Annotated in this window: 9 protein-coding genes; 8 read left to right on the top strand and 1 reads right to left on the bottom strand. The window is 41.6% G+C overall.

What is annotated here, in order from left to right; translation table 11 throughout:
- Nucleotides 1-246 precede the first annotated feature (246 nt).
- The 3 genes from AC3E9U_RS05415 to AC3E9U_RS05405 all read left to right on the top strand — a co-directional run bounded on the left by AC3E9U_RS05415 (nucleotide 247) and on the right by AC3E9U_RS05405 (nucleotide 9,444).
- Complete coding sequence (locus tag AC3E9U_RS05415; protein ID WP_488745888.1) at nucleotides 247-5,835, top strand: DUF8693 domain-containing protein; 5,589 nt, start codon at nucleotides 247-249, stop codon at nucleotides 5,833-5,835.
- A gap of 151 nt (nucleotides 5,836-5,986) precedes the next feature.
- A complete protein-coding gene (locus tag AC3E9U_RS05410) occupies nucleotides 5,987-7,855 on the top strand; it encodes a hypothetical protein (protein ID WP_488745887.1) in 1,869 nt (622 codons plus the stop codon).
- A 257-nt stretch (nucleotides 7,856-8,112) separates the two neighbouring features.
- The gene (locus AC3E9U_RS05405; RefSeq protein ID WP_488745886.1) at nucleotides 8,113-9,444 is read left to right on the top strand and encodes a hypothetical protein; all 1,332 of its coding nucleotides are present in this window, start codon (nucleotides 8,113-8,115) and stop codon (nucleotides 9,442-9,444) included.
- 1 nt (nucleotide 9,445) lies between these two features.
- Here the strand turns inward: AC3E9U_RS05405 and AC3E9U_RS05400 are convergent, their stop codons facing one another.
- Nucleotides 9,446-9,772, bottom strand: coding sequence for a hypothetical protein (locus AC3E9U_RS05400; protein WP_488745885.1), 327 nt, complete (start codon nucleotides 9,770-9,772; stop codon nucleotides 9,446-9,448).
- A gap of 28 nt (nucleotides 9,773-9,800) precedes the next feature.
- Here AC3E9U_RS05400 and AC3E9U_RS05395 point away from each other — a divergent pair, with 28 nt between their 5' ends.
- From AC3E9U_RS05395 to AC3E9U_RS05375, 5 genes are all read left to right on the top strand, one after another.
- Nucleotides 9,801-9,983 carry a C1orf53 family protein gene (locus AC3E9U_RS05395; RefSeq protein WP_488745884.1) on the top strand — a complete coding sequence of 61 codons (183 nt, stop codon included), beginning with the start codon at nucleotides 9,801-9,803 and terminating at the stop codon, nucleotides 9,981-9,983.
- Nucleotides 9,984-10,308: 325 nt separating this feature from the next.
- The gene (gene hutU, locus AC3E9U_RS05390; RefSeq protein WP_488745883.1) at nucleotides 10,309-12,291 is read left to right on the top strand and encodes a urocanate hydratase; all 1,983 of its coding nucleotides are present in this window, start codon (nucleotides 10,309-10,311) and stop codon (nucleotides 12,289-12,291) included.
- A gap of 65 nt (nucleotides 12,292-12,356) precedes the next feature.
- The gene (locus AC3E9U_RS05385) at nucleotides 12,357-12,908 is read left to right on the top strand and encodes a DUF4136 domain-containing protein (protein WP_488745882.1); all 552 of its coding nucleotides are present in this window, start codon (nucleotides 12,357-12,359) and stop codon (nucleotides 12,906-12,908) included.
- A gap of 85 nt (nucleotides 12,909-12,993) precedes the next feature.
- Complete coding sequence (locus tag AC3E9U_RS05380; protein ID WP_488745881.1) at nucleotides 12,994-13,380, top strand: group III truncated hemoglobin; 387 nt, start codon at nucleotides 12,994-12,996, stop codon at nucleotides 13,378-13,380.
- Between the two features lie 71 nt (nucleotides 13,381-13,451).
- The gene (locus tag AC3E9U_RS05375; RefSeq protein WP_488745880.1) at nucleotides 13,452-14,501 is read left to right on the top strand and encodes a DUF6340 family protein; all 1,050 of its coding nucleotides are present in this window, start codon (nucleotides 13,452-13,454) and stop codon (nucleotides 14,499-14,501) included.
- The last annotated feature ends 5 nt before the right edge of the window (nucleotides 14,502-14,506 follow it).

The following is a 14,506-nucleotide window of genomic DNA, read 5'->3' as shown; positions in this document are numbered from 1 at the left end:
TTTTTTTATGGTTAAAAAAAAGGTGCTTTTTACAACAATTTAACACAGTTAACATAAATATAACATTTTAACGTAATTTAGTTAATAAACGGGCAATTTGCGATTTTTCTGAATTTTTTTCAGCATTTTTACAACAAAATCATAGTTCGTCGAACAAATTAGTTGTTTTATCGACACTTTTGTTATTTTTACATACAGCCAAAAATTCATTTTTTCCAAACAACCAACACAAAAACCAAGAAAATTGTGAAACAAAATTATTTTATTAACCGATTCTTAAAACAAACTAGCAGGAATGCGTTTGAAAACTCAGTAGATTGCGAGTACCCTTCACCAAACAAACTTTGGAAGTCGGCAGCTTTTTCTATTTTTTTCCTACTAACTAGCCTTTTTGGATTTTCACAGGGAACAGATTGTGCTTCAGCGACCCCAATAACAATTAATGGCGCGTGTGCGAGCGGAACTATCACAGACACGGGACAACATTCTCCAAATGTTGGTTCTGGCTGTACTACAGGTACTTTCAGAAGAGAAGGATGGTATTCCTTTACCGTGACGGGAGGTCCAACTCCAGTCGTGATAACAGCAAGTACAGGAGACAGAAACCTGTATTTACAGTTGATATCACAGACATCAACTTGTGTAGGATTAGCACAAGTTGCGTGTGCGAATGCGGACACCAACACAAACAGTGCTCAAACAGAAACAATATCTGCAACTCTGGCAAATGGAACCTACTATGTAAAAGTGTCAAACGTTGGAAACAACAACAACATGACACTTAACAGCCTTTGTGTTACAGCTCCCCCGTCAAATGACGATTGCGCAGGAGCTATTGCTCTAACCGTAAATACGAGCTGCTCCTATACTACTTACACAAACGCTTATGCAACTGGAAGTTCTGGAGTATCGGCACCAAGTTGTTCAACCTATTCAGGCGGAGACGTATGGTTCAGTGCTGTAGTTCCGGCAACCGGAGAAGTAACAATAGATACACAAACCGGTGTAATGCTTGACAGTGGACTAGCAATTTACACAGGTGCCTGCGGATCTTTGACGCAAATCGCCTGTGACGACGACAGTAGTGCCAATGGTAACATGTCTTCCGCAACAGTTACAGGGCTAACCCCTGGAACAACGATCTACATTCGTGTATGGGAATACGGTAATGACAACAATGGAACATTCGGAATTTGTGCCTCAACACGTACCCCGTGTACTACCCCAACTGCCCAGCCAACAACATTAGTTTTGACACAACCTGTAAATGGCACGATAAATGGCTCATTTACCGCGGCATCACCTGCACCTACTAACTATTTAGTTGTTTATAACACTACCGGAACGGCCCCTACGGTAACAAACGGTACTACCTACACTATTGGCGGAAGTATCACAGGAGGAACTGTTGTGGACACCGACACAAATACAACATTCTCCATTACAGGATTAAGTGCAGGCACTACCTACTACTTCTTTGTATATTCTTACAATGGTATCACTTGCACCGGAGGTCCACTATACTTAACGACATCCCCATTAACCGGAAATGCGACCACTCCAGTATTCTACTGTTCTTCAACATCTACAAGTTCAACCTACTATATCAATAACTTCTCGACAACATTAGGTTCTACTAATATTACCAATAACGGATCGGGTTACTCTGCTACGGGATATGGTAATTTCACGGCACAAACCGTTACACAACAACAGTTTGCAAGTGTTAACTTTTCAACCGCTTTCACAGGAGGCACTTTTGGATTCAACATTTGGGTTGACTGGAATAACGATGCCGATTTTAATGACGCGGGTGAAAAAGTATATTCCTCAGGAGCCTATGTAAGTTCTGCTACCGGATCTATTGCGGTACCGGGAACAGCGCCTGTAGGCAGTCACAGAATGAGAATTGTTGCTAATTATTTAGCGACTGACCCTTCGGCCTGCGGATCAATTTCTAGTGGTGAAACTGAAGATTATACGTTTGTAGTAACGGCAACTGCGGCTTGTACTACCCCAACTTCCCAGCCAAGCGCATTGGTATTGACTCAACCTGCGAATGGTTCGATTAATGGCTCATTCACAGCTGCCAGCCCGGCACCAACTAACTATTTAGTAGTTTACAACACAACAGGCACCACACCTTCACCGGTAAACGGAACCACATATACAGTGGGAGGTACAGTTGGCGCAGGAAATACAGTTGCAGATACAGACAACAACACAACGTTCTCATTAACAGGATTAACAGGAGGTGTAACTTACTACTTCTTTATTTTCTCCAATAATGCAGTTTGTAGTGGTGGACCACTTTATCAGACGACATCACCGGCAACCGGAAATGCAGTAGTTCCATTTTATTATTGTACTGCAAACAACAGCACTAACACAACTTACTACATCAGTGGCGTTACAACAGCTGGTGGAGCTGCCAATATTTCAAATAATGGTACTACTTTCAGTGCGGGCGGCTATATAGATTATACTGCAACTCATTTTGTATCACAAAATGCAGGTTTAAGCTTTACTATCACCGCAACCCACCCTTCCAGTACTTATGGATATACGGTTTGGGTTGACTGGAATAATGACGGTGATTTCTCGGATAGCGGCGAAAGCGTTTTAACAACAGGATACTTAAGTTCTCCAGCATCAGTAGGATCTGTAACCATTCCTGCAGGAACTCCGGCCGGAAACTACAGAATGAGAATCAGAAATGCTTATTTAAGCAACCCTGCTCCAGCTTGTGGTGATCATGCGTATGGTGAAACAGAAGATTACAAAGTAACCTGCTTAGGTCCACTTCCTTGTTCAGGCAATCCTTCCGCAATAACGGTTACAGTAACTTCGTTAACTACTGCAACAGTAAACTGGACAGCTGCAACACCAGCTCCTGCCAATGGTTATCAATATTATTACTCAACAAGCAATACTGCTCCGACAAGTGGCACAACGCCTTCTGGGAGCACTGCTGCAGGGGTAACAACAGCGAACCTTACCGGATTAACATCCGGAACCACATACTACATTTGGGTTCGCTCAAATTGCGGTGGCGGATTAGGACAAGGTGCCTGGGTTGGCCCAATAAATTTCTATGTCCCTAACTGTGCCATAGGAAGCGGAGTAGGTACATCAACTTTAGGATGCCCTTCTGTTGTTTCGGGTGGTTTAGGGCTGAACGGAGCAGATCCGGCAGCAATTACCTGCTCATCAGCTTCAAACTGTGTAGATTTAGAAGCTACCTATTTACAATTAGGGCAGACAACAAGTTACACTGCGCAAAGCATTGCTTATTCACCTCCATATCAGTTCGGATGTTTGGCCAATCCGGTAAGTGTTAATACGGATGACGTATGGTCTCCGGTAATTAATCTTCCTTTCAACTTTTGTTTCTACGGATCAAACTACAACCAATGTTTAATCGGCTCTAATGGAGTACTGACTTTCGATTTGACCAGCAACACGTCCGGAGGATTTTCGGCTTGGAGTTTTGCCACCGGCCTTCCTGACACATCCTTATTCAAAAACACTATTTTCGGTGTTTATCAAGACATTGACCCAAGCAAAGGAGGGGAAGTTGGCTGGGAATTGATTACCTTAAATTCAGGATGTAGAGCTTTAGTTGCTTCCTGGAAAGATATCCCAATGTTCTCATCTTCTTGTAATTCTATGCTATACACAGGAATGATGGTACTTTACGAGAACACAAACATCATAGAAGTATATGTTCAGAAAAAAGACATTTGTTCCACTTGGAATGACGGAAATGCTATAATAGGTGTTCAGAATGCGTCAGGTACTGTTGCGACAACTGCTCCTGCAAGAAATGGTTTAGACACCAACTGGTCTGTAACCAATGAAGCTTGGCGATTTGTTCCATCAGGTGCTTCAATCACAACCATCAAATGGTATGAAGGAGCCGGAACAACTGGCCCAGTAGTTGGAAACACCGACACAATAAACGTTTGTCCGACTTCTACAACAACCTACACAGCGGAAGTAACCTACACTCTTTGTAATGGAAGCACGCTGAAAGAAACAGAACAAACCACTGTAACAGTTTCCAACAGTAAAGTGTGGAACGGTTCCGTAGATACGGACTGGACTAAAGCTAACAACTGGACTCCATCAGGCGTACCAACTGCAGCAGATTGCATTATAATTCCGAATGTAACAAACGACCCTATTATCAGTGGTTCAGGTTATGTAGGTTTAGGATACAGCATTGTAATCAACAATGGTGCAGTTTTAACCGTAAATCCTAACAACAACCTTTCAATTGTAAATACGGTAAACATTAATGCGGGAGGTGACTTAATCTTAGAAGATGACGCAAGTTTAGTACAAACGAATAATGTCGCAAATACCGGAACGGCTCATATTAAGAGAACCTCTTCACCGATGTATAATTTGGACTACTCGTACTGGAACTCTCCGGTTACCCTTGCCTCTAATTTTGCAGTTGGTAATTTGACTTCGGGAACGAACTATATCTTTAAATACACACCAACTGTTGCAAACGGAAATGGTACGTGGACACAAGTTGCCACAACGACAGCGATGGATCCTACTTACGGAATCATTGCCAGAGCACCTAGCACTTTCCCTGCTTCAGGAGCAAAACAAACTTATACGGTTAATTTTACGGGAACGCCAAACAATGGTAACATTTTAATGCCGATCAAGAAAGGAACAAATGCCAACATGGGAAGCACTGTTCCGGGAAATTCAACAATTATTTTAGACTCAGATGACGAATGGAATCTTATCGGAAATCCATATCCATCGGCTATTGACATTGTTACTTTCTTAAACTTACCAGCAAACACTCCGGTTATAGATGGTACGGCTTATTTATGGACGCACAACACATTGCCAAGCAATGCTGAAGTAGATCCTTTCTATGGTAATTACGTGTATAATTATACAGTTAACGACTATGCAACGGTTAACTCATTAGGTTCAACAACTACAGCGACTACAGGAGGAACTGCCCCTACCCGCTACATTGCATCAGGACAATCGTTCTTCATCAGTGCAGATGATGCGATGGCAAATGGTACCACTGGCAATGTCACGTTTAACAACAGCATGCGCGTAACCAATAACAACAGTAACTTCTACCGTTCTGAAAATGCCGCTAATAATTTTAACGCTAACGGGTTCAACAAACAACGCCTTTGGTTAAACCTGTCAAATAACAATGATGGTTTCAGTCAGATTCTTGTAGGCTACGCGGAAGGAGCAAGCTTATCTTGGGACAGAGGTTTAGACGGAGAAGCTTTAGCTGGAAATGCAACTAAATTCTACTCCTTGGGAGCTGATAAGAAACTAACCATTCAAGGACGACCTTGGCCATTTGTCGCTACTGATTTAATCCCTCTAGGATTTAAATCTACTGCACAAGGAAATTACACTATAGGCATTGACCATCTGGATGACGAATTCGACAATCAGAATATTTATCTGGAAGACAAAATGTTAAATATCGTACACGATCTAAAACTAGCACCATATAGTTTTACATCTGCTGCAGGCGAATTTGATAATCGATTTATACTTCGCTATACTGAAAACACTTTAGGCAACCAAGACAACACCTTACTTGAAAATTCGGTGGTGATTTACACGGATGAAAAACTTAAAGTTAATTCCACTATAGAACCGATAAAAGAAATTGTTATTTATGACGTATTGGGACGCTTGCTTGTAAACAACAAAAAAGTCAATTCCAATGAGTTCACAGCTTCAACGTTATCACCTACTAACTCAACCTTAGTTGTGAAGGTTACGCTTGAAAACAATACAATAATCACCAAAAAAGTGATCTATTAAATATTGTCCCCCAACAATAGTAAAGGCCCTGTTTATCAGGGCTTTTTTTATGTTTTAAATTTTTTTCATTTTTTTAACAATATATGTTGTATATGTTACAAAAACGTATATTTTTGCATTGCCACTAAAATAACCCACAAACTTGTTAAAAATGAAGAACTTAAAAAGACTATTATTAATTCTAACATTATCTGCGGCACCAACTACAATTTTTGCCCAGGTAGGTGTTGGAACCACTACACCGAATGGAGCATTGGACGTAACATCAACCACTGATGGTCTATTAATCCCAAGAATCTCATTATCAGCAACAAACATTGCAACAGTTACTACCCCAACCACCTCAGAATTAGTATACAATACAAATACTTCAGCTGCAGGTCCAAATCAGGTGACCCCTGGTTTTTACTATTGGAACGGATCGCTTTGGGTTAAACTTTCTTCCGGAGGCAGCATCGACTGGACAACAACAGGAAACTCAGGAACAGTTGCAGGAACAAATTTTATCGGAACTACTGACGCAATTGACTTCGTCGGAAAAACAAACGGAACAGAACGATTCAGAATCTTAAGCTCAGGAAATACCGGCTTCGGTACTACCACACCAGCAAGTACATTGTCTGTTGCAGCAAATGCCACAATTGGATCGACTTACGCTGCTGCAAATGCGGCACCAGCAAACGGAGTACGAATTGAAGGCCAATCTGTAATTGGAAAAGCTTCCGGAGAAGATTCAAGAGATAAATTATCCGTACATACGTCCACTTCGTCGTATAGCAACATTACCGGATATCCAAACGTTACCGCTGCAAGAGCCGTTTCAGGATATGCCGATGCAAACGGAATGGGTATCTTCGGATATGCGAACAGAACAGGATATGGTGTTGTCGGACTTACGCAACCAAGTACAATATCCTCTTTCGTTCAGACAGGAGAAGGTGTATTAGGTCAGACCTCAGGGGCTACAGGTGTTTCAATTATCCCAATAGGTGTTCACGGAATTATAGACGAAACAAGTGCAGGTTTACAGACAGCAACTCCTGTATTGGGTGAAAACAATAACATCACAGTAGGAACCGGTCTTGGCGGGGGTGCATACAATTCAAGTGCACCTGCAACGAGTTCTGTATATGGAAATTATGCTACCAGAGTCTCTAACTCCTCTACAAATTCTTTTCAATTTGGTGTCGTTGGTGACATCCTGCTTTTGGGTGTAGCCGGACAACCTGATGCGTCGGGCGGGGTGTTAGGAACAAATTCCTCCGGAGGTTTTGGAATACTAGGATATAAAACTAAATCCGGAACAACTTTCAGTGTTTATGGCGGTAATCAAAACCAATCGATCGGAGCTGGAAACACGGGAAGAGCAGGAAACACACAAGAACCAAACAACCATGTCGGTATCGGAATCAACGGTAGTTTCATGGGAGGTTACGTGAAAGGAAACCAATACGGTTTGATGACAAAAGGAAAAGAGTTTGGTATGTATGTTCAGGGCAACACCATCGTAAACGAACCAATCGTTCAGTTAACCGAAAAAGAAAACACAAGAATTGCAACATACATGACTGCTTCAACAACTGTAGATGTTTCAACAAGAGGAAAAGCAAAACTAAATAACGGAGAAGCCTTTGTTGCGTTCGACAACAATTTCCTTGCGCTTGCAAACACAAATGAGGAACTGATTAATATTACCATCACTCCTACCGGCGCTACAAAAGGAGTTTATGTTAGCCAAGTAACTTCAACAGGTTTTTATATCAAAGAAAACCTAAACGGAACAAGCAATGCTTCGTTTAATTGGACAGCAATTTCTGCAAGAAAAGGATATGAAAATGGCGTAGAAATATCAAGCACGATCTTAGCTAAAGATTTCGATAAGAAAATGGATGGCGTGATGACAAACGACGGTGGCACAGAAGAAGGTACTCCAATTTACTTTGACGGACAAAATGTTAAATTCGAAAGAATTCCGGAGAGTTTAATGCATTACCAAAAGAAACAAAATCCTAAAAAATAAGCTTTTTCAAGTTCACTTTATCAAGCCCTGCAAAGAACTGCAGGGCTTTTTGTTTGCAATCATTTTTTCTCAGCACTATTCGTAATTCGATTAATTCAAAAAAGAACAATCATCGGCAACACATCACCATTCAACTACTTTTTAACAAGAAAAGAACCAATCGCCAAAAAATTGCTTTAAATTTATGTTTCCAAAAACCCCCCAAGAAAAAGACGTTTGTATCTGTAAAGTTTTGAAATAATTAAAAAACAAAAGATATGAAACGAATTAAATTACTTTTCGCGACGGTATTGATACTGTTTCAAATTCAAAATGTCTCCGCACAGGTTGGAATCGGAACTACTTCACCTTCAGGAGCTTTAGACATTACATCTACAAATGACGGTCTATTAATACCCCGTGTTGCACTTACAGCAGATAATATTGCAGCTCCGGTAACAACGCCGACAGTTTCAGAATTAATATACAACACAGCTACGGTAGGCGGAGCAAACGGAGTCAATCCGGGCTACTACTACTGGAGCGGATCGCTTTGGATAGCGTTGTCTACCGGAAAAAACTCCGATTGGTCGCTTACCGGTAACGCCGGTACAACAGCAGGAACTAATTTTATCGGAACTACGGATGCCCAAGACTTGCGAATCAAAACAGGTGTTGGAGGAGTTGATCGCTGGAACATTTCGAACGCTAACAGCGGTCAACTTCAATCGTACTCTTTAGGAACCGCCGCACTCCCAACCTATTCCTGGCAAACCGACACCAACACAGGACTATTCAGCCCCGGAGCTGATATCCTGGGAGTCGCAACAGCTGGCACTGAGAGAATGCGAGTAGAATTGGATGGTGATGTTGGTATCGGAACAAGCGCTGCATCTTACAAACTATCCGTTCGCAATGATCAGGATGGTGGTGGGGTAATGTCCATCGACAATGCAACATCTGGTGGTTTTAGTGGAGTATATTTTCTTCAGAACACTGCTTATCGAGGTCACATTGGCTATGTTAATACTGGTGGTGCTTCGGGTTTTGGCGGCAAAGGATTTTACCAAATGGCATCGGGTGACAGACCCATGGTTTTTAGTGTGGGAACTGTCGGCTCCGAACTATTTTTAGAGCGAATGAGAATTGACCAGATTGGAAATGTAGGTATCGGCACAACTAGCCCATCCGCAAAATTAACATTGGCAGCTGGTACTGCCGCCGCAAGTACGGCTCCACTAAAGTTAACAAGCGGAACCAATTTAACAACCCCGGAAAACGGTGCGGTAGAATATGATGGAACAAACTACTTTGTTACTTCAGCTGGAACAAGGTACACCCTTGCTAAAACATTAACTGGCTCAGCAAACCTAAATTTTGGAAACATTGCAAATGGAGCTTCTGAAATACTTACCATTACCGTTTCTGGCGCAGTTTCGGGCGATCCTGTAATTTTAGGAATTCCAGCAGGTGTAATGACGGATGGACGTTTAGATTACCAAGCATGGGTAAGCGCTGCAGATACTGTATCCGTACGTTTCCTAAACTTAAGTGGCGCAAGCGTAAATCCACCAAACACGGCCTTTAAAGTCTCGATAGTAAAATTCTAAATCAGACATACTTCAAAAACTTCCAAAAAGACCTCTGCTTCAAATAGTCGGGGTCTTTTTCATTGGCATAGGCTTCTCTTTCGAAACTGATATTCCGATACGCCAAATGTCTATCATTAAATTGCATCAGACGAACCAGAAATTCCATACCATACCAAAGAAAAAAAGGTATAATCAGCATTTCCAACTGCTGTCGGATATGTATCATTTCATGGTTAATCATTACCCTATCTTCCCGGTCTTCTTTCCGGGTAAGAAGAATAAACGGAAAAAGTGTAATCCCACGAAACCCTTTAGGCGTTAAATATTTAATTACAAGTATTATCATTAACCGTAAAGTTCCTAAATTTGTTCCCATGAATAACCAAATTGACCCAAATAATTTAAAAGAGGGGGAAGATTTTTATTATACGCCCGAAGGCTACAAATGTTTCACGGAAAAATACCACCTGAAACGTGGCTACTGCTGCAAAAGCGGATGCCGCCACTGTCCTTACGGATTTGATAAAAAAACAGGTGAGATAACTAAGAAAAAATAGGTGGGCGTGCCCCTGTGGGTCGGGCTGTCCGCAGTACACGGTACTTGCTCCACACGAGCAAAACGACTGCCGAAGGAATCCCTCACGCGAAACGACAACTAACAACACAACAATATAAAATGGACATCCATTTACAATATTACCGAATCAAAATTTACAAGTCCTACCACAGGTCGGATATCCGCTATCCCTAGGTATCATTCTGAACATATCGAAAGAGTAATCACTATTCAATACCTTAAATTTAAAAAACGATTCTCAGTTGTCCAGATTTCTGTTTCAAAACTCAGAACCTTAGCAACTCAGAACCTTAGCAACTTAAAAAATGACATTTCAAGAACAAATAAGACAAGGAATCCCATCGGTTTTACCACAACCAAAACCGTACGAAACCAATATCAATCACGCTCCAAAACGTAAAGAAATATTATCAGACGACGAGAAAAAATTAGCACTTCGCAATGCACTTCGTTATTTCGAACCAAAACACCACGCCGAACTAATCCCGGAATTCAAAGAAGAACTTGAAAAATACGGACGCATTTACATGTACCGTCTTCGTCCGGACTACAGAATGTATGCACGACCAATTTCAGAATATCCCGGAAAAACCGAACAGGCAAAGGCAATCATGCTAATGATTCAGAACAACCTGGATTATGCTGTGGCACAACACCCACACGAATTGATTACCTATGGTGGAAACGGAGCGGTTTTCAGCAACTGGGCACAATACCTTCTAACCATGAAATATCTGTCCGAGATGACCGACGAGCAGACTTTGGTTATGTATTCCGGACATCCGATGGGTTTATTCCCTTCCCACAAAGAAGCGCCGAGAGTGGTAGTAACTAACGGAATGATGATTCCAAATTACTCCAAACCGGACGACTGGGAAAAATTCAACGCACTGGGCGTAACGCAATACGGACAAATGACAGCCGGAAGTTACATGTACATAGGCCCACAAGGAATCGTACACGGAACAACCATTACGGTTTTAAACGGATTCCGAAAAATTAAAAAGAACCCTAGCGGAAACTTATTCCTGACTTCAGGTCTTGGAGGAATGAGTGGCGCTCAGCCAAAAGCAGGAACTATCGCAGGTTGCGTAACGGTATGTGCCGAAGTAAATCCGAAAATCACCAGAATACGCCACGAACAGGGCTGGATCCACGAAATCGTGGAAGACATTACCTTATTGGTAGCCCGAGTTCGAAAAGCAATGGAAAACAAAGAGATTGTTTCTATTGCCTACTTAGGAAATATCGTTGACGTTTGGGAGCGATTCGATGAAGAAGGATTGCACGTAGATTTAGGATCAGATCAGACTTCATTGCACAATCCTTGGGCAGGTGGCTACTACCCTACCGGATATAGTTTTGAAGAATCCAATGATATGATGGCAAACAATCCGGAACAATTCAAAATCGAGGTTCAAAAAACACTGCGTCGTCATGCAGCAGCAATAAACAAACACACAGCAAAAGGAACCTATTTCTTCGATTACGGAAATGCGTTCTTACTGGAAGCTTCCCGCGCGGGAGCCGACGTAATGGCAGCAAACGGAATCGATTTCAGATATCCTTCATACGTACAGGACATTATGGGACCAATGTGCTTTGACTTTGGTTTCGGACCGTTCCGTTGGGTTTGTACTTCAGGAAACCCTGAAGATCTAGCAAAAACAGACAAAATTGCCTGCGAAGTATTGGAAGAAATGATGAAAAACTCACCTTCCGAGATCCAACAGCAAATGGCAGATAATATCCAATGGATTAAAGGAGCACAACAAAATAAATTGGTAGTAGGCTCTCAAGCACGTATCCTTTATGCTGACGCGGAAGGAAGAATCAAAATCGCCGAGGCCTTTAATCAGGCTATTGCCAAAGGAGAAATTGGCTATGTGGTTTTAGGCCGTGATCATCACGATGTTTCAGGAACGGATTCTCCATACAGAGAAACTTCAAACATCTATGATGGTTCACGTTTTACTTCTGACATGGCCATCCAGAACGTTATTGGAGACAGTTTCCGAGGCGCTACCTGGGTATCGATCCACAATGGTGGCGGTGTAGGATGGGGAGAAGTTGTAAATGGTGGTTTTGGTATGGTTCTTGATGGTAGTAAAGATGCCTCAAGACGCTTAGAATCAATGCTTTTCTGGGACGTGAACAACGGGATTTCCCGTAGAGGCTGGGCCAGAAACGAAGGTGCTCTTTTCGCGATAAAACGCGCAATGGAGACCCAACCGCTATTAAAAGTAACGATTCCGAATTTAGTGGATGATGCGTTGTTAAACGATTAGTTTTAAGTTTCGGTAGTGCATTGAGATTTAAAACTTAAAGTTCTTAAACAGGAAAATGTACTACTATGAAAACAATAAAACTGTTGATGCTTTTGCTGATCATGACAGCAGGAGCATGTAGCCCTATAAAAGTAGACGCAGATTATGAGAAAGGCACAGATTTCAGCAAGTATAAAACCTATGCTTTTATGAAAGACGGCATTGCCAAAGTTGAGATTTCCGATTTGGATAAAAAAAGAATTCTCAATGCGATTGACAATCAGATGCAGGCCAAAGGTTACACCAAAAGTGAAACACCTGATTTACTGGTGAACTTTTTCACCAAGGAAATGGATTACATTGATGTAAACTACTATTACGGCTACTGGGGGTATTATGGGTATTGGGGATATTATCCTTACTACTATGGTCCTCCTTACGCTTATACCTCAACTGAAGGAACCTTATACATCGACCTGATCGATGCTAAGAAAAAAGAACTCGTGTGGCAAGGCGTCGGCGTTGGTTTTTTAGCCGAAAAAATGAGCGAAAAAGAACAACGTATTAATGAATTTGTCAACACGATCCTAATGCAGTTTCCACCGGAAGCACCAAAAGGAAAAAAAGATAAAAAGTAGCTGTAATGGCTGCTTTTTTCTTTTCACATAACAATTGTCATACAGAAAAAAGTTTAAACCCCTTAAATTTGTAGAAATTAAAATTATGCAAGACATTCAGAACCTCGACGATATTAAACAAATGGTAAATTCTTTCTATGCCAAAGTGCGACAGGACGAGTTCATCGGACCGATTTTCGACGAACAGATCCAGGACCGCTGGGAAATCCATTTGGAAAAAATGTACGGATTCTGGCAGACCGTTTTGCTTGATGTCCACGCCTATTCCGGGAGCCCGTTCCCTCCACATGCCCGTCTTCCGATACAGAAAGAACATTTCGACCGATGGATGGCTATTTTTACCCAGAATATTGACGAACAATTTGTTGGCCCGATCGCCGATGAATCCAAGTGGCGCGCGGGAAAAATGGCAGAGATGTTCAACTACAAAATAGAATATTTCCGAAATGCCAATCAAAAACCACTGACCTAAGTATTTCACATTGTTTTTTTAACTATTTTGCAGTAGTCTGTTTTAAAACCCAATCTAACTAATTGCAAATCATGATGAAAAACTACTCTAAACTAACATTAGGCTTACTGTTTTCCGGTTTTTTGTTTTCGTGCAGTTCAACCAATCTTTTGACGCTAAGCGTAACGGAACCCGCACCCATTTATATCCCTTCACAGGGAAAATCGGTTGGTATCATTAACCGAAGTTTACCCAGCAAACAAAACGAAGCTATCGATGTCATTGACAAAATCCTTTCCGTAGAAGGAAAAGACCTGGACAAGGATGGCGCAATCGAATCCGTTTTAGGCTTACAGAACGAGCTCACCAAAAACAATGGTTTTGTTGCCGTAAAAACGATTGAAGACGAGAATTTAAAAAGCATTGGCCTAAGTGTTTTCCCGGCTCCTATCCAATGGGAAAGCGTTGAAAAAATAGCCAAAAAAAATCAGGTGGATTATCTTTTCGAATTGTCTTTCTATGACACGGATACTAAGTTTGATTACAAAACTGCTACTGTCGAAAAAGCAAATGTAGTAGGAATTAAAATCCCGGTCCTGGAACATCAGGTTAACGTCACTACGATGATCAAAAATGGGTGGCGCATCTACGATGTCAAAAACAGGGAAATTGTCGATGAAATCGCCTCCAACAATGTCATCAATTCCTCCGGAAGGGGAATCAATCCTGTAACCGCAGCAGAAGCCGTAATGAACAGAAAACAAAATGTTTTAAAAATGAGCAATCATTTAGGCTCTGAATACGCTTTAAAAACATTACCGTACAAAATTAGGGTCTCCCGTGATTACTACGTAAAAGGAACTCCGAATTTCGAAATCGGAAGACGTCGTGCACAAACCGGGAACTGGGATGGAGCCGCCGAACTTTGGGCTAAAGAAGTAAACAATCCAGACCCTACCATCGCAGGAAGAGCCTGTTATAACATGGCCATCATAAATGAAATAAACGGAAATTTGGATGAAGCAGTAAATTGGGCTTCGAAATCCTACAGCGACTACGGAGACAGACTCGCCTTGCGCTACCTCAACATCCTAAAAGACAGGGCCAGCAAAAATCAGCAGCTAATGGCTGAAAACAAATAAAAAAA

Source organism: Flavobacterium sp. 21.1, from assembly GCF_057801535.1.
Note: the sequence above shows the minus strand (reverse complement) of the source record. Positions and strands in the feature narration are given on the sequence as shown.